The sequence below is a fragment of the Mycobacteriales bacterium genome (assembly GCA_035504215.1).
Classification (GTDB): Bacteria; Actinomycetota; Actinomycetes; order JAFAQI01; family JAFAQI01; genus DATAUK01.
On record DATJSI010000068.1, the window covers coordinates 1 to 16,383 of the forward strand.

Sequence of the window (16,383 nt, forward strand, 5' to 3'; positions counted from 1 at the left end):
GATCCCACTGCCGAGCGCCTCTGCGCCATGGACAACGCCCTCGCCCACATCGGCGGCCGCCCCGAGCTCCCCCTCGCCGAACTGCTCGGCGCCTTGGACGAGTCCGCTCTCGTACTCCTCGATCGCGCGTCCCTCGTCGACCGCCGCCTCACCGAACCCCGAGAGGGCGGGTTCGACCTCCCCAAGCCCGATCTCGGTCGGGAACTCGCCCTCGATGCTCATCGCTGATTCCCCCTTCTCCGCCCCTGAGTGGATGAGTTGGACAAACCGTCGCAGCCTGCTCGCGACCTGTCAACGAGCCGATCGGGTCCCGCCCGCCTACCCCTCGGCCATCAGGATCGCAGCCTCATGACCCGAATCGGGACCAACTCCTCTGGCGGCGGCCGAACGCAAGAGCGAGCGTGGAGCTCGCTTGACGTAGGAAGAGAGGATCGCCATGAAGGCCGCCGTCGTCACATCGTTCACCCAGCCGCTCGAGATCCAGGAGCGAGCCGTTCCGGAGCCGGGTCCCGGCCAGGTCCTCGTCCGGATGGAGGCCAGCGGGCTGTGTCACACCGACATCCACGCCGCGCACGGCGACTGGCCGGTCAAACCGACGCCGCCGTTCGTTCCCGGGCATGAGGGCGTTGGGCTGATCGAGGCGGTAGGAGAAGGAGTCGACCCCGCACGGATCGGTCAGCGGGTCGCGATCGCATGGCTCGGCTCGGCCTGTGGCCGCTGCGAGTACTGCATCAACGGGTGGGAGACCCTCTGCGAGCACCAGACCAACAGCGGGTACTCCGTCGACGGTTGCTACGCGGAGTACGCCGTTGCGGCCGCGGACTATGTCGTGCCGGTGCCCGACGCGGTGTCCTCGTTCGACGCCGCCCCGCTCACCTGCGCCGGCGTGACGACGTACAAGGCGGTCAAGGTCTCGGCAGCACGGTCCTCCGACCTGGTCGCGGTCTTCGGGATCGGTGGCCTCGGCCACCTCGCCCAGCAGTACGCGCAGATCGCGGGCGCGAGGGTCGTGGCGGTCGACATCGAGGAGAGCAAGCTGGCGCTCGCCCGAGAGCTCGGCGCCGCCTACACCGTCAACGCAGCCAACGAGGACCCGGTCGCGGCCATCCAGGCGCTCGGCGGTGCCGACGCTGCCATCGCGCTCGCCGTGTCGCCGGCATCGATGCGACAGGCCTTCGACTCGCTCAAGCGTGGCGGCCGGCTCGTCCTCGTCGCGCTTCCGCACGACAACGAGCTGGCGCTGCCGATCTTCGAGACGGTGCTGAAGGGCATCTCCGTCATCGGCTCGATCGTGGGCACGCGAACCGACCTCGCGGAGGTCTTCGAGCTGCACGCGGCCGGCAAGACGCGGATCGTCGCCGAGGAACGCAAGCTCGACGACGTCAACGCCTGCTTCGACGAGGTGCTGAGCGGGCGGGTTCCGGCGCGACTGGTGTTCCAGTTCTGACCTGAACACGTGGTCGAGCGCGCCGTTCGGCGCGCAGCTACGCCGGATCGGGTTGGGCGAGCGCGCGGCCACCCAGCCGCGCGCGCACCCAACCCGGCACCTCGCCGAGTCGTTCCAGTGGCAGGAACGCGCCGATGCACAGCACGTGCGGCAGGAAGCTGATCGTGATCGTGGCTTCGGACATGAGATGAAACGCAAGCATTGCCGCGACCGCGAGGTAGACCCCTCGCCCGCGTAGGAAGAGCACGACCGGCGAGACCAGCTCGCCGCAGAGGATGCCCCACTGCGCGACGTGCAGCAGCTGGGGCGCCTTCAGCAGCGGCGTGCCGAGCGCGGTGCCGCGACGCAGGATGGCCCAGGTGAGGACGGCGCCGTTGGCCCAGTCGAACCCGCCATAACGAAACTTGGCCCACGGCGCGAGCGCGTAGGTCGCGACCACCGCGACCTGGATGCAGCGCAACGCCCACCCGGCGCGCTCGGACCTGGCCCGGTCACCGCGTCGGGCCGGCCCAACCGTCGGCAGCACCGCGAGCGCAACGAGGAACGCGAACCGATCGTGCGGCACATAGCCGTATGAGTCGCCCATCAGCAGCCAGTCGAAGTACAGCGCGAACGTGAGCCAGCCGAGCAGGCGCGGCGCCCGGCCGGTTGCAGCGAGCGTCGCGCAGCACGGCACGGCGATCTGGACGGCGAGCGCCAGTGCATGGGTCGGGGTCGGCAGGTGCAGGAACCGCTCGACGGCAACCGGCTTGTAGGCACTCGAGACGTCGGCGCGTTCGGTGACTTGCGGCGAGTAGACGAAGACGTCGAACCAGGAGAACAGGTAGACGATGACGCGAAGGGCGGCCACCCGGCCGAGCGGCAGCGGGGTGAACCACCACCCCTCGATCGCCGCAGCGGCGCGGCGGACACGAACATTGCTCACGACGCGCGCCATCTCACCAGCGTGACGTCGGTCTTGCCGGCCACCGCGCGGTCGTGCAGCTGCCACCTGGTCTGCTCGATCCACAGCGCGATGTACGGCGACGCCGCCGGGTGCCGCTGGTGGTAGGCCTGCGCGAGCGCACCCAGCCGGGCCGGATCCGCCTCGTAGGCGCCGAGCTCGCCCTCGATGTCACCGCGCGCGAGCCCGATGTCGCTCTGCGTGACGACCACGTCCCGGCCCGCGGCCGTGCGTGCCATCAGAAGGTTCGACGTGATCACGCCGTCCGGCGGGTAGTAGCCGGCGTACATGCGAAACGGGCCGAACGGAAACATGTCATCGGTGCCCGCGACCGATCCGTACAGCAACAGCCCGAGCGCCACGACGACCAGGACCATGCGGGTCAGCCGCCCGCGTGAGTCGACGGTCGTGGGATCACAACCGGTGCCGGCGACCGAACGCCCGGCCGCGTTCGCGGTGTCGGCGACCACGCGCACAACCTACGCCGCAGGAAGCACCCCCGCCGTCAGGTCGCAGCCAGCGCACCAGCGGGAGCCGGCCCACCCGCCCGCTGGACCGGCAGCAGCCCGCCACGGCGGCGAAGCCGCCCGCGATCTGGTGGGATCGGGTCATGACAGCTTCCGGACCGGACCCGCTCGCGGAGGGCTATCCGACGTCGCTCGGCATCTCGACCCCGACGGCCATCCGACTGCTCAACCAGGACCTGGCCGAGGAGCTGATGGGACGGGTCGGCTTCGGTGCGCTCGCCTTCTGGCTGCTCGCCCGGCGCCGGCCCACACCGTCCGAGGTGCGGGTCTTCGAAGCCGTGCTCGTCGCGCTCGCCGACCACGGGTTCACGCCCACCGCGATCGCGGCGCGGATGACCTACCTCAGCGCACCGGACGCGCTGCAGGGCGCGGTCGCCGCCGGGCTGCTCGGCGGCGGCGCCCGCTACCTCGGCGTCACTGAGGACGCGGCTCGCTTCCTGGCCGACGCGATCGGGCCGAGCGACTCCCTGCCCGACGATGCGGCCGGCTGGGACGCGCTGGCCCGTGACGTCCTCGGCGCCGGTCGCGCCGCGGGCGGGTACGTGCCGGGTCTCGGTCACCCGGTGCACAAGACGGTCGACCCACGCACGCCGCGGTTGATCGCCATCGCCCGCGAGGAGTCGACGTACGGCCCACATCTGGCGCTGTTCGAGGCGATCGGACGCATCCATCCCGAGGTCCTCGGCCGCACGCTCCCGCTGAACGGCGCCGGCGTGTGCGGAGCCGCGCTCGCCGACCTCGGGCTCCCGGTCGATCTGCTGCGCGGCGTGGCGCTGCTGGCCAGGACCGCCGGGCTGCTCGGTCAGCTCGCCGAGGAGCGGGCTCGGCCGGTGGCCGGGCAGATGTACGCCGAGATCGATGGCCGCGCCCGCGAGGTCCCACTCGACCCTCGCTAGCGCGGCTCGCCGCAATCCGCCGCAATCCGGGCACCGGATCGCGCCCGACGCCGTTTTGCGCGCTTCGCCGCATATCCGAGGCGTCGCCTCACACGGACGGCGCAGTAAGTGTTGGTGCATTTGGGCGAGGCCGTTGGTCATCCTCGGCCGAACACGGAGGACGACGCGGGGCCGATGGAGGAGGAGGGACTGGGAGAGGGGGTTCTTGGTGGCGCGTATCCAGCGCAGCCACGTGGTGACGACCGTCGCCATGGTGGCGCTCGCCGCCTTCGTGATCTCCACCATTCCCGGCGTACGACCGCACCCGGGCTACAACCTCTACCTCGACGGCTTCCTGAACAACTTCGTCTACGCCATGTCCGCGGCGGTCTGCTATGAGCGGGCGCGAAAAGCGACGACGTTTCGGCCGAGCTGGTTCATTCTCACGATCGGCCTCGCGCTCTACGGCGGCGGGAACATCTACTGGACGATCTTCATCCGGCCGCTGAACCCTGAACCTTTCCCCTCACTCGCCGATGCGCTGTTCCTCAGCTTCATCCCCTGCGCGTTCATCGCGCTCGTGCTCATGGTCCGGGAGCACTTCAAGCGCTTCAGCCTCAGCCTCTGGCTCGATGGAATCGTCGGAGGCCTAGCCGCGACGGCAGGCGCCGCGGCCGCCATTCTCGGCCCGGTGCTGTCGACCACCACCGGCAGCACCGCGGCCGTCATCACCACGACCGCCTATCCGCTCCTCGACCTCGTGCTGTTACTGACGCTGGTCGCGACGCTCTCGCTGTACCACTGGCGCCCGCCGGTCGGCATGTGGCTCCTGGCCTGCGGCCTGCTCTGCTTTCTCGTGGCGGACGGCGTCTACACCGTCCTGACCGCGCACAACTCGTACCAGCCGGGCGGCCTCAACGACGCCCTGTGGGTGACCGGAACGATGATCATGGCGATGGCGCCCGGCTGGCCGGACCGACTCGCGGGTCTTCGCTTGTCCGGCTGGTCGTTGCTCGCCGTACCCGTCGTGTCGACTCTCACCGCGCTCGCCCTGCTGGTGTACGGCAAGATCCACCCGGTCGCCGTCGGCCTCGCGGCCGCCACGATCGTCGTCGCGCTGGTCCGGCTGCTCGTCACCTTCAAGGAAGCGTCCAACCTCGCGGACAGCCATCAGCTCGCCTTGACCGACGACCTCACCGAGCTCGGCAACCGGCGCGCGCTTTACATCCGCTCGGAGCAGGTGCTCTGCGAGCCGGACGTGCAAGCCGCGTTGTTGCTCCTCGACCTCGACCGGTTCAAGGAGGTCAACGACAGCCTCGGCCACCACGCCGGCGACGAGCTGCTGCGGCTGGTCGCGCGCCGCATCACCGACACCGTGCCCGCCAGCGACTCGCTCATGGTTCGCCTCGGCGGCGACGAGTTCGCCGTCTTCCTGCTGCACGCCGACCAGACCCTCGCCGAGCGAGTGGCACTCGACATCCGCGAGGCACTGTCAATGCCGTTCGGGCTCGAGGACGTGTGCGTGCGGATGACGGGCAGCATCGGCGTCGCGATCGCACCCGACCACGGCCTCGAGATGTCCTCGCTGCTTCGGCACGCCGACATCGCGATGTACCGCGCGAAGTCGCAGCGCACCGGCTACAGCGTCTTCTCGCGGACCGGCGACGACGTCGACGGGCGCGACCGGCTCCACCTCATCGACGATCTGCGTACGGCGATCGTCGACCGCCAGCTGACCATGCACTACCAGCCGAAGGTAGACGCCAGCAGCTTCCGCGTTCTGTCGGTCGAGGCGTTGGTGCGCTGGAACCACCCGACCAAGGGGCTGCTGCTGCCGGCGTCGTTCCTGCCGCTGGTCGAGGACTCCGGCCTGATGCACGAGATGACGGTCGCGGTGCTCGAGCAGTCCCTCGACCAGGTCCAGTCGTGGGTGGCCAACGGCACCAACCTGCCGGTCGCGGTCAACCTGTCCCCGTCCTCGCTGGTCGACATCGAGCTGCCGCAGCGGCTCGAGCGCATGCTGGTGGAACGCGGTCTCGACTCCTCCTTGCTGATCCTCGAGATCACCGAAGACGTGATCATGAGCGACCGCGACCGTGCGCGGCACATCCTCGACGAGCTGCGCCGGATCGGCATCCAGGTCGCCGTCGACGACTTCGGAACCGGCTACTCCTCGCTCGCCTACCTGCGCGAGCTCCCGATCGATGAGCTCAAGCTCGATCGGTCGTTCATCGCGACGATGGGCGCCGACGAGCGATCGCTCGCCATCGTCCAGTCCGCGATCGACCTCGCTCACTCCCTCGGTCTGCGCATGGTGGCCGAAGGGGTCGAGGACGAGATCACCGCACGCCGGCTCTGCGACGCCGGGTGCGACGAGGCTCAGGGCTTCTATTTCAGCCAGGCACTGCCGGTCGCCGAGTTCGAGGCGTGGCTGTGCACCTACGAGGCCACTCTCGACACCGCCGACCTGAAAGTAGGGGCATAGCCCATGACCGCACCTGGACGCAGCCTGCATGCTGCGCCCGTCCTCCAGCGTCACGTGAAGTACGGCGTGACGACGGTCGTCGCCGAGGCGTCTCGGCTGGCCATCCTCGCGGAGAGCGTTCCCGGCACGCCGGTCACCGCCCGCTGGCCCTGGCTGGCCGCGAGCGTGGTCAAGCCGGCGGCCGACGAGCAGCCGTGGATGGTCGGTGTGACGGCGGGCGACCGGCTGGTGGCGGCGGCGGTCCTGCTCGACGTACCCGGCACCCTGTGCCGGACCACGCTTGCCGGCACCGCTGAAGGGCATCGCGGTGCGCTGCTCGCGGTCGATGAGACGGCCGCCACCGAGCTCGGGATCGCGCTCGCCGATGCACTGCTCGGAGCCCCTCGGGACTTCACCCTCGGACCGGTTGGGCAGAGCCCGGCTCTCGCATCCCTCCTGCGCGAGCTGCCGATCGGGCTGACCATCGAGCACCAGCCCGTGCCCGTGGTCAGTGCCGGGCATCCGAACGGCATCGGAATGAGCCACGGCGTCGAGCGAACGCTGCGCAAGGCGCGCAACCGCATGAAGGCCGACGGGCTCGAATGGGCGATCGACGTGACCGGTGAAGGCCCGGAGATCACCACCGCGCTCCCGCTGCTCGAAAGTATCTGCCGCGACCGCGACCACGCCGGCGGCCGGTTGAGCCCGCTCGACCAGCCCGACCGGCGCCGGCTCTGGCACCGGCGCGTACTTGCGCTCGCGGCCAGCGGCCGGCTGCGGCTGGCCACCCTGCGCCTCGACGGCCAGCTGGCCGCCTACGTGCTCGGGATCGAGGACGGCCGGTCGTACCGCGTGCTCGAAGGGCGCTACGTGGACCGGTGGGCGCGCTACTCCCCCGGCCGGGTGCTCGAGGCGGCGATGCTCGAACGCGCGCTGGAGGGTGCCAGCTTCGATGTCTTCGACTGGATGACGGCGGTCGCCCCGGAGACGTTGCTCGCCGCGAACGACCTCGACCCGCTGGTCGTTGTTCGCGGCCGGATCTGACCTGCGTCCGCGCCGACCGGCCGGCCCGCTGACCGGCGGGCATCACCCGCGCGGCGGCTCACCAGGTGCTCCGCGCCGCCGTACCGTGATCTGACCGGTCACGACACACCGACGGGGTGGGCAGATGAGTCGATCGCGAAAGCCCGGTCGTACGGCGGCGGCCCGAGCAGCGAGGCTGCTGGGCCTGGCCACGTTGGCGGCCTCGACCTCGGCGGCGGTCAGCGCGAGCGACGCCGTCGGCGCCGCCCCGAGCTACCACTTCGACCGGCCGGCGGCGATCGCCGCGGCCGGCGGCCGGCTCTGGATCGCCAACCGGGACGGCAACTCGGTCACGATGGCCGGTGCCGGCGGAGCGCCGCTCGGTGTCCTCGCCGCGGCGAAGTACCGGTTCGGCCGGCCGGACGCGATCGCCGCGGCCGGCGGCCGGGTCTGGGTGTTGAGCCGGGCCGGCCGGGTCACCGAGCTCCGTGCGAGCAACGGCGCGCTGGTCCGCGTGGTGCGCGGCTCCAGATACCGGCTGCACGACCCGGTCGCGATCACCGTGGCGGGCGCCGATGTCGTCGTCGCCAGCCGGTCCAGCAACACGGTCACCGTGATCGACGCCGCGACCGGCGATCTCGTGCGCGTGGTCTCGAACCACACCGCGTCGGGCTTGCGGCTCGACCACCCGATCGCGCTGGCGGTTCACGCCGGCACGGTGTGGGTCGCCAACCAGGGCGGGTCGGTGAGCGCGTTCCGGCTGGCCACTGGGACCTTCGTGCGGCGGGTCGCCGCGAAGGCCGACGGCTTCGCGACACCGGCCGGGATCGCGTATGCCGGCGGCCGGATCTGGGTGTCGGACCAGGCCAGCAACGCCGTGACCGAGCTGCGGACGGACGGGAAGCTCGTGCAGGTGATCACGAACTCCAGCAACAACGCGAACTACGGCTTCGACGGCCCGACCGTAGTGGCCGGGCACGGCAAGCAGGTCTTCGTGGTCAGCCCGCCGGGGTCGAGCCCGATGGTGACCAAGGTCGAGACCAAGACAGCCGACGGCGACTGGTACGAGTGCAATACGAACAAGCCGAACCCGCACTTCGCCAACCCGACCGGCCTGGCGTTCCTCGGCACGCACATCTGGGTCGTGAGCCCGGCGAACAACTCCCTCGCCGAGCTGCACTACTCGACCGGCGCCCTGATCAAGCGCTTCGTCTGACTAGGCACCGGCTGACTTCGTACCGGCACGGCGCCAGATGTTCGTGATCGGCCTGCGGTGCTTGCTCTCGCCCAGCGGATGCAGGCCATAGGCCGCCTCCAGCGTCCGCAGCACGCGGTAGTGGTCGATGCGCTCGGCGTACTTGCCTGGTTTGACGCCGGCGCCGACCATGATCGTGGGGATCTGGTTCGGCACCACGTCCTCGTTCTCGTCCCACGTGATGATCACCAGCCCGTTGTGGTGCATCGCGGCGTGGATGTAGCGGCCCAGGTGGGTCCGCAGCCAGCTGTCACCCTGCGCGATCGTGCCGTTGTGCATGTCGTGGTTGAGGTTCGGGATCACGAACGACAGCGCCGGCAGCTTCGCGAACCGCTTCGGAAACGCACGGAACGGCTGATTCGTCGACGCGGGCAGGTCGGAGAAGTTGACCCACGGGACGTGCTTGCGCGCGTAGACGCCGACGTAGCAGCCGGTATAGCCGGCGTGCGGGAGGCTCTCGGCGTACCCGACGAACCGCTTGCCGGCGGCACGCAGCTCGGAGCCGAGGTTGCGTCCGGCAAAGGTGTGCGGGCACGAGTCGCTCGTGACCCCATGGGTCGAGCCGGAGAACAACGCGAGGTAGTTCGGCTCGCTCGGATGGGTGATCGCGAGCGAGTGGGTGAAGGATGCGCCTTTGCGGGCGAGCCCAGTGAGGTACGGCGCCTGCGGGTTGCCGATGATCTGCGAGTAGCCGTGGTTCTCCATCATCACGACGATCGTGTGCGCGGGCCGGGGAACCGCGGGATTGCGACCCGGATGCCTGTCCGGCCCGACCACAGAGGCGGACCCGGCCGAGCCGCCGGCCGGCAATGTCCCGCCACCCGGCCGCGCGCCGGTCGAAGCGGTCGGCGCGCAACCGGCGACGACCAGGGCGGCAAAGGTCGATCCGACGAGCGCGGGGAGACTGATGCGACTCAGCGGGCCTGCCACCTCCGGAAGATCCCTGCCCCGTCCGGTTATATGTCCGCGCTCTACTAATGTCACGCACAGGGCGCCGGGGCGCTCATCAGGTCGCAGGCCGCCGGATCGAAGGGCCTGCGACTGCCATCGAAGGGACCGGCATGGACAGACCTCCGGCACGGCGGGCATGACGACCGTGGGCCCGCCCCGCGGCAGCATTCTCGGCACCCGGGTCAGCCGGGTCGAGGACCCGGAGTTCCTGACGACCGGCGCGGTCTACACCGAGGACCTGGTCGACGAACGACTCGCGAACGCAGCCAGGATCACCTTCGTCCGCGCACCGATCGCACATGCCCGGATCACCTCGATCGACACCTCGGCGGCGCTCGCCGCCGACGGCTGCGTCGCCGTCTTCACGGCCGAGGACCTCACCGACGTACCCGCCCAGAAGCCGATGCTGCCGATGTACCCGGAGCAGGTCGCGCAGCCGCTGCTGGCCACCGATCGGGTCCGCTTCGTGGGAGAACCGGTCGCGATCGTCGTGCACGAGGGCCGCTACAGCGGCGAGGACATCGCCGAGCTGGTCGAGGTCGACTACGAGCCGTTGCCCCCGGTGATCGATCCGAAGGACGCGCTGACCGGCGACTCGCTGCTCTTCCCCGCGATGGAGGACAACGTCGTCCTCCGCCGCGACACCGATGAGCAGGCCGACCTGTTCGCCGACTGCGAGGTGGTGATCACGCAGGAGGTCCTCAACCAGCGAGTGGCCGTTGCGCCGCTGGAGAGCCGAAGCGCGGCAGCGGTCTGGGCGGACGGGCGGCTGACGACCTGGATCCCGAACCAGGGCGCGCAGAGCACCCAGCAGTCCGTCGGCGAGATGCTCGGGCTCCCGCTCGAGCAGGTTCGCGTCATCACTCCGGCGGTCGGCGGGGCGTTCGGCGCCAAGTTCGGTGCGGACCCGGAGGCGGCACTGGTCGGCTGGGCCGCGCGCCGGCTCGGCCGCCCGACCACCTGGGCGGAGACCCGCTCCGAGAACATGGTCGGGATGACCCACGGCCGGGCGCAGGTCCAGACCGTGAGCATCGGCGGTGACCGGGACGGCAACGTCAAGGCGTACAAGCTGCACGTGCTGCAGGACAGCGGCGCCTACCCGCGGTTCGGCGCGGTGCTGCCCAGCCTGACCCTGCTGATGGCGCCTGCGGTCTACGACATCGACCGGGTCGAGCTGTCGTTCGTGAGCGTGGTGACCAACACCACGCCGCTCGGCGCCTATCGCGGCGCCGGGCGTCCCGAGGCCACCGCCGTCATCGAGCGGGCGATGGACCTGTTCGCCGCCGAGATCGGCATGGACCCGGCGGCGGTACGCCGCCGCAACCTGCTGCCCGCCTTCACCGAGCCGCTGTCCACCAAGGGCGGCGCGCTGTACGACTCCGGCGACTACCCGATGGCGCTCGAGACCATCCTGGCCGCGGCCGGCTACGAGGGGCTGCGGCGCGAGCAGGCGCTGCGGCGCGAACGCGGTGACACCAAGCAGCTCGGCATCGGCCTGAGCGTTTACGTCGAGATCACCGGCGGCGGCGACGAGTCCGGGCCGCCGTCCGAGAACGCGACGGTCGAGATCCACCCGGATGGCACCGCGACGATCCTCACCGGCACCTCGCCGCACGGCCAAGGGCACGCAACCGTCTGGGCAATGCTCGCCAGCGACGAGCTGGGCATCCCGGTCGAGAACATCACCGTCAAGTGGGGCGACACCGACCTGGTACCCGAGGGTGGCGGCACCGGTGGGTCGCGCAGCCTCCAGCAGGGTGGCGCGGCGGTGCGCCAGGCCGCGCTCGAGCTGATCGAGGTGGCCCGCCGGCGCGCCTCGGATGAGTTGGAGGTTGCACCGGAGGACCTGGTCGTCGACCTGGACATCGCCGGGCTCGCCGTACGCGGTGACCCGAGCGCGAGGGTCACCTGGGCTGCACTCGCCGAGAAGGAGCCGCTGAAGGTACGCACCGTCTTCAGCGCGCCGGGCGCGACCTACCCGTTCGGCGCCCATATCGCGGTCGCGGAGGTCGACGTCGAGACCGGCAAGGCGGTGCTCACCCGCCTGATCGCCCTCGACGACGCCGGCACTCTTGTCAACCCGCTGCTCGCGGAGGGCCAGCGACACGGCGGCCTGGCCCAGGGGGCCGCGCAAGCACTGGTCGAGGAGGTTCTCTACGACGAGGACGGCAACCCGACCACGACCACGTTCGCGGACTACCCGATCATCACCGCGACCGAGCTGCCGAGCTTCGAGCTCGTCACGACAGAGACACCGACGACGTACAACCCGTTGGGGGCAAAGGGAATCGGTGAAGCGGGCACGATCGGTGCGACGCCCGCGGTGCAGAACGCGGTCATCGACGCGGTCGCCCACCTCGGCGTCCGCCACATCGACATGCCGACCAGCCCAATGCGTGTCTGGCACGCAATCTCAGCCGCAAAGGACAACCGATGAACGTCTCGATCACGGTCAACGGCACGACCCGCACCGATGACGTCGAGCCACGGCTGTTGCTCGTTCACTACCTCCGCGACGTGTGCGGTCTGAAAGCGACCAACGTCGGGTGCGACACGACGTCGTGCGGCGCGTGCACCGTTCTCGTCGACGGCGAGTCGGTCAAGTCGTGCACGGAGCTGGCCGCGCGGGCGGATGGTGCCGCGGTGACAACGCTCGAAGGCCTCGCCGACGGCGCCGACATGCATCCCGTGCAGGCCGCGTTCCGCGCGGAGCACGGTCTGCAGTGCGGGTTCTGTACGCCGGGCATGGTGATGGCAGCGGTCTCGCTGTTGGGCGAGAACCCGCACCCGAGCGAGCAGGAGGTACGGGAAGGGTTGGAAGGCAACATCTGCCGCTGCACCGGCTATCACAACATCGTGCGCTCGGTTCTGACCGCTGCCGAACAGCTGGCGGCACGATGATCCCGCCGGCCTTCGACCTCGTCCGCGCCGGATCGGTCGAGGAAGCGGTTGCCCTGCTCGCCGAGCACGGGGACGACGCGAAGCTCATCGCCGGCGGCCACTCGTTGATTCCGATGATGAAGCTGCGGTTGGCCTTCCCGTCGGTGCTGATCGACGTCCGTCCGGTGCGCGACGCGGCGTACATCCGGACCGAGGGCGACGACGTTGCGATCGGTGCGCTCACCCGGCACTGCGACCTGGTCGGCTCAGACCTGTTGCGGGCCGAGGCGCCGCTCATCCCGCTGACCGCGGCCCATGTCGGCGACCCGCAGATCCGGCATCGCGGCACGATCGGCGGCTCGGTGTCGCACGCGGACCCCGCTGCGGACCTACCCGCCGCGGTCCTCGCGGCGGACGCGACCCTGGTGCTGCAGGGTCCTGGCGGCCGGCGCTCGGTGCCGGCGACGGAGTTCTTCCTCGGCTACTTCGAGACCGCGCTGCGGTCCGACGAGATGCTGGTCGAGGTCCGCATTCCCCGGAACCCGGGAGCCAAGGCGCACTACGAGAAGTTCGTGCGCCGCGCCAACGACTGGGCGATCGTCGGCATCGCTACCACCGGCGGCCGGGTTGCGCTCGCGAACATGGGGAGCCGCCCACTGCGCGCGACGGCGACGGAAGCCGCCCTCGCCGGTGGCGCCTCGCCCGCGCAGGCCGCGGCGGTCGCCCACGAGGGCACCGAGCCCGTGACCGACATGCACGCCGACCAGGACTACCGGCGACACCTGGCCCGAGTGCTCACGCGCCGCGCACTGGAAGCTGTTGCTGCGTGAGGTGAGCGGATCGTGAATGCCTTCGTGTTCCCTGCCGGCGACCCGGACGTCCGGCAGACGGTCGCGATTCACCGACTGACCAACGCCGAAGCGCCCCGGAGGTGGTCGGTCGACGTCAACCGCAACGAGGTGCACGAGGGCGACCTCGCCTTCCTGTGGCAGACCGGAGACCACAGCGAGATGTGGCGGCCGGGCATCTGGGCGGCCGGGTTCATCTACCGCTTCGACCGCAGCGACCGACCGCACTGGCGCGATCCGGGTCTCACCACGCAGTACGTCGATCTCGAGATGGTCTGGGTACCGATCATCGACCGCGAGGAGCTGCGCGCCGACGCCGCGCGCGGCGGGCCGATGAAGGACTCGGTTCTCGCCGCTCGCTACCAGAAGATCCGCAGCCCGTTGAAGCTGCGCGACGCCGAACGGGACTGGCTCTTGGCACGACTTCCCCAGCCGACCCGGCGCTGGATCGAGCGCGAGGTCAGGCAGCCGTCGCTTCTGCCCGGTCGGCTTTCCGAGTAGACCGCTCCGATCAGCGCGCGACGACCCACTTCGCGTCCGGCTGGATCGTGATGACCATGAGCTCGAGGTCGCCCTTGGTCGCCGCGCCGCCATGCAGGTGCTTCACGAAGAAGATGCAGGAGGTGTTCTTCGCTGTCAGCCCGTGCACCCGGCACAAGGTGATCTTGTGCGAGTTGCGGTAGACGATCGGCGAGGTCTTCGACGTCACGCCGGGCGTGGTCGCGTCGAAGTCGAACGTCAAGTGCGTCGAGTGCGTCGTGTGCGCAGTCGCGGCGCTGACCTCGACCGCACGGCCCAGAGTCCGGTGACCGTGCAGGGTAGCCGGAGCGGGCCGCAGCTTCAGCCCGACGTGGTTCACCTTCGGGGAGCCGGCCTCGCTCGAGGTCGCGAGCACCACCCCTTCCGGCGCGGCGGCGGTCGCCTCCGGCTGCTTGCACAGCACCAGCGTCACGGGAGCACAGCTGCCGACTCCGATCTGCCCGCCGCGGTGCACCGGTGACTTCGGCACGGCGTTGCGGTTGATCACGATCGCTCCGCGCAGCACCGAGAACGACGGATGCCGCGAACCGAAGCTCACGGGTACGCCGACCACGACCGTGTTGGTGCCGCCGCCGTCCCGGACCAGGTTGCCTTCTTCGATCACGATCGGGGAGGTGGCCACGCTGCCGGCCACCTCGCGGTAGATCCCACCGGTGCCGTCGAACCGCAGCGTGCTCTTCGGCTCCGCGAACAGCTCGGTGTGGTTGCCCATCGAGACGTAGCCGTTGCCCGAGAACGTGGCGGATCCGAACAGTGTGATGACCCGCGAGGCGGTGAGCTCCGTGCCACCGAACGACGTGCCGTTGACGAGCAGCTTGCCGCCCGCCGCGATCACGGTCGCCCCGCCGCCCGGCTTGGTGTCGCCCGGGCAGCCCTTGGTCGACGGGTCGAACACGCACTCCGACGAGGTCTGAGTCGCAAACAGCTTGTGGCCTTTGACCTTCGCGCCGGTCCACTTCATGGTGCCGTGCACGGTCAGCGTGGCGTTGCCGCCGAGCGTCGAGGCGTCGAGGTCAAGCGTGCTGCGCTTGTCGACCGAGGAGGCAACCGTCTTGTCACCGGTCGCCGCACCGAGGAACAACCGCCCGCCGGGCTTGATCGTGAGGGTCGCGCCGTCGCCGACATCGACTCCGGCAATGTGAAACGCATCGGTGCCGCCGATCGTGACGTCGGCGGGTTTGCTGCCCTTGCCGTCCCCGATACAGACGTACTGGGTCTGGTACGTCGCGGTCGTCTGGTGGCGGTCGGGCACGGTGTTCGGCGACCAGTTCGACGCATCGGTCCAGCTGTGGCCGTCCCCCTTGCCGGTCCAGGTGATCGTCGTACCGGCTGTGTAGTTCACCGAGCAGAAGCTGCCGGCGGCCGCCGCGGTCGAGCCGAGCGGGACGAGCGCGAGCCCGGATCCGGCGGCGGCAAACCCGGCGAGGACGGCGACGAGGCGGCGGCGAGGCTGCATCGCCGCACCGTACTACGGGCAGTTGACGCACCGCCGGGCATCGGCCGGACCGGCCGGCGGTGCTAGTTGCCGCGGACGATCTGCTGGTAGCTGATGTGGTCGCAGTTGCGGCCGGCCTGCTTCGACGTGTACAGCGCCTCGTCGGCAGCCGTCAGCGCGATCGTCACCGGCGTCGAGTCGGTCACCGCAGAGATGCCGCTCGAGAACGTGAGACCCGGATGCATCGACGCCCAGCGGATCCGCATCCGGATCAACACGTCGAGTGCCGCCTCGGGCGAGGTCCCGGCCAGCAGCAGGACGAACTCCTCGCCGCCGTACCTGCCGGCCGCATCCTCGCCGCGCAGAGACGCGGTGAGCAATGCGCCGAAGTCGGCGAGCACCCGGTCGCCCGCCGCGTGGCCCTCACGGTCGTTGAGTGCCTTGAAGTGGTCGAGGTCGCACATCACGATCGTGTCGCCGACCTGCGCCGTCGTGAGCCGGTTGTCGAGCGCGCGACGGTTGATCAGGCCGGTGAGGGAGTCGATGTGCGCGTGCCGGGCGAGCACCAGCCGGTCACGCGCGGCTCGCTCGCTGCGGAAGGACAGCAGCTCGCCGACGAGGACCCAGATCAGCACGCCGATCACCAGCCGGATCGCGACCAGTGCCGACCAGGAGTCCTGGGCGACCAGCCAGACCGCAGACGCGACTGGAGCGAGCGCAACGCTGGTGAACGGCGGCTGGGTCAACCCGACGTAGACGAAGCAGAGGTTGATGAAGCCGGTGTAGGCGAGCGCCGCGCCATCGTCGGCGATGCCGAGCGCGGTCAGCGCGGCCAGGACGCTGACCGGATAGATCAACGGCATCCGCGACGGCTCGTCCCGCCACGGCAGGTACGGCGTGAAGAGGAACACCGCGAGCATGCCCAGGCTGACGACGAGCAGCGCGTATGGAGTGGTCCTGGTCGGGTGCAGCGACCAGATCGTCGTACCCACGATGACGCCGCAGGTGAGCAGCATGGCGCGACCCAGTGCCACCTGGCCTACCGCCGAGCGCGGGCTGTGGAAGACCTCCGCTACCGACTCGACGCGCGGAACGCGCTTCACCGTAGGTATGTCGGACGACCCAAGGCCCGGCCTTTAGCCCGTTCGGGCGAACCGGCCGGATCGCCCGAACGCATGCTCGGGTGCGACACCCG

At 70.1% G+C, this 16,383-nt stretch carries 15 protein-coding genes; 9 read left to right on the plus strand and 6 right to left on the minus strand.

All coding sequences use genetic code 11. From position 1 onward, the window contains the following. The coding region (locus tag VME70_08525) for a hypothetical protein (GenBank protein HTW20239.1) at positions 1 to 222 on the minus strand (222 nt) is incomplete at its 3' end. A gap of 214 nt (positions 223 to 436) precedes the next feature. On the opposite strand from VME70_08525, the gene adhP reads away from it, so the two are divergent. Continuing rightward, the gene (gene adhP / locus VME70_08530) at positions 437 to 1,447 is read left to right on the plus strand and encodes an alcohol dehydrogenase AdhP (GenBank protein ID HTW20240.1); all 1,011 of its coding nucleotides are present in this window, start codon (positions 437 to 439) and stop codon (positions 1,445 to 1,447) included. A gap of 37 nt (positions 1,448 to 1,484) precedes the next feature. Here adhP and VME70_08535 read toward each other — a convergent pair whose 3' ends face one another. Together VME70_08535 and VME70_08540 are read right to left on the minus strand one after the other, a co-directional pair. Further along, complete coding sequence (locus tag VME70_08535) at positions 1,485 to 2,384, minus strand: hypothetical protein (GenBank protein ID HTW20241.1); 900 nt, start codon at positions 2,382 to 2,384, stop codon at positions 1,485 to 1,487. Next, the gene (locus VME70_08540) at positions 2,369 to 2,860 is read right to left on the minus strand and encodes a hypothetical protein (GenBank protein HTW20242.1); all 492 of its coding nucleotides are present in this window, start codon (positions 2,858 to 2,860) and stop codon (positions 2,369 to 2,371) included. Before VME70_08540 ends, VME70_08535 begins: the two co-directional genes overlap by 16 nt. A gap of 140 nt (positions 2,861 to 3,000) precedes the next feature. Between VME70_08540 and VME70_08545 the strand changes: the two genes are divergently transcribed. The 4 genes from VME70_08545 to VME70_08560 all read left to right on the plus strand — a co-directional run bounded on the left by VME70_08545 (position 3,001) and on the right by VME70_08560 (position 8,495). Beyond that, on the plus strand, positions 3,001 to 3,813 hold the full coding sequence (locus VME70_08545; protein ID HTW20243.1) for a citryl-CoA lyase: 813 nt from the start codon (positions 3,001 to 3,003) through the stop codon (positions 3,811 to 3,813). A gap of 235 nt (positions 3,814 to 4,048) precedes the next feature. Continuing rightward, complete coding sequence (locus VME70_08550; protein HTW20244.1) at positions 4,049 to 6,277, plus strand: bifunctional diguanylate cyclase/phosphodiesterase; 2,229 nt, start codon at positions 4,049 to 4,051, stop codon at positions 6,275 to 6,277. Between the two features lie 3 nt (positions 6,278 to 6,280). Further along, positions 6,281 to 7,300, plus strand: a complete 1,020-nt coding sequence (locus VME70_08555) for a GNAT family N-acetyltransferase (GenBank protein ID HTW20245.1) — start codon at positions 6,281 to 6,283, stop codon at positions 7,298 to 7,300. A gap of 124 nt (positions 7,301 to 7,424) precedes the next feature. Further along, a complete protein-coding gene (locus VME70_08560) occupies positions 7,425 to 8,495 on the plus strand; it encodes a PQQ-binding-like beta-propeller repeat protein (GenBank protein ID HTW20246.1) in 1,071 nt (356 codons plus the stop codon). Here the strand turns inward: VME70_08560 and VME70_08565 are convergent, their stop codons facing one another. Further along, the gene (locus VME70_08565; GenBank protein HTW20247.1) at positions 8,496 to 9,464 is read right to left on the minus strand and encodes an alkaline phosphatase family protein; all 969 of its coding nucleotides are present in this window, start codon (positions 9,462 to 9,464) and stop codon (positions 8,496 to 8,498) included. A 157-nt stretch (positions 9,465 to 9,621) separates the two neighbouring features. On the opposite strand from VME70_08565, the gene VME70_08570 reads away from it, so the two are divergent. From VME70_08570 to VME70_08585, 4 genes are read left to right on the plus strand one after another with little or no spacing between them, the layout of a single operon-like run. Continuing rightward, complete coding sequence (locus VME70_08570) at positions 9,622 to 11,922, plus strand: xanthine dehydrogenase family protein molybdopterin-binding subunit (GenBank protein ID HTW20248.1); 2,301 nt, start codon at positions 9,622 to 9,624, stop codon at positions 11,920 to 11,922. Next, entirely contained in the window at positions 11,919 to 12,386 is a 468-nt protein-coding gene (locus VME70_08575) for a (2Fe-2S)-binding protein (protein ID HTW20249.1), read from the plus strand. The genes VME70_08570 and VME70_08575 overlap by 4 nt, the downstream gene beginning before the upstream one ends. Next, complete coding sequence (locus tag VME70_08580) at positions 12,383 to 13,195, plus strand: xanthine dehydrogenase family protein subunit M (GenBank protein ID HTW20250.1); 813 nt, start codon at positions 12,383 to 12,385, stop codon at positions 13,193 to 13,195. The genes VME70_08575 and VME70_08580 overlap by 4 nt, the downstream gene beginning before the upstream one ends. 12 nt (positions 13,196 to 13,207) lie before the next feature. After that, complete coding sequence (locus VME70_08585) at positions 13,208 to 13,714, plus strand: hypothetical protein (protein ID HTW20251.1); 507 nt, start codon at positions 13,208 to 13,210, stop codon at positions 13,712 to 13,714. A 10-nt stretch (positions 13,715 to 13,724) separates the two neighbouring features. Here the strand turns inward: VME70_08585 and VME70_08590 are convergent, their stop codons facing one another. Beyond that, positions 13,725 to 15,209: a hypothetical protein gene (locus VME70_08590; GenBank protein ID HTW20252.1), complete on the minus strand. Its 1,485-nt coding sequence runs from the start codon at positions 15,207 to 15,209 to the stop codon at positions 13,725 to 13,727. 62 nt (positions 15,210 to 15,271) lie between these two features. Continuing rightward, a complete protein-coding gene (locus VME70_08595; protein ID HTW20253.1) occupies positions 15,272 to 16,291 on the minus strand; it encodes a GGDEF domain-containing protein in 1,020 nt (339 codons plus the stop codon). Positions 16,292 to 16,383: the final 92 nt, after the last annotated feature.

Bases quoted from the DNA above. Each gene is read 5' to 3' on its own strand.
- VME70_08560 (HTW20246.1), top strand. From the start codon at position 7,425: ATGAGTCGATCGCGAAAGCCCGGTCGTACGGCGGCGGCCCGAGCAGCG.
- VME70_08570 (HTW20248.1), top strand. From the start codon at position 9,622: ATGACGACCGTGGGCCCGCCCCGCGGCAGCATTCTCGGCACCCGGGTC.
- VME70_08575 (HTW20249.1), top strand. From the start codon at position 11,919: ATGAACGTCTCGATCACGGTCAACGGCACGACCCGCACCGATGACGTC.
- VME70_08590 (HTW20252.1), bottom strand. From the start codon at position 15,209: ATGCAGCCTCGCCGCCGCCTCGTCGCCGTCCTCGCCGGGTTTGCCGCC.
- VME70_08545 (HTW20243.1), top strand. From the start codon at position 3,001: ATGACAGCTTCCGGACCGGACCCGCTCGCGGAGGGCTATCCGACGTCG.
- adhP (HTW20240.1), top strand. From the start codon at position 437: ATGAAGGCCGCCGTCGTCACATCGTTCACCCAGCCGCTCGAGATCCAG.
- VME70_08580 (HTW20250.1), top strand. From the start codon at position 12,383: ATGATCCCGCCGGCCTTCGACCTCGTCCGCGCCGGATCGGTCGAGGAA.
- VME70_08555 (HTW20245.1), top strand. From the start codon at position 6,281: ATGACCGCACCTGGACGCAGCCTGCATGCTGCGCCCGTCCTCCAGCGT.
- VME70_08535 (HTW20241.1), bottom strand. From the start codon at position 2,384: ATGGCGCGCGTCGTGAGCAATGTTCGTGTCCGCCGCGCCGCTGCGGCG.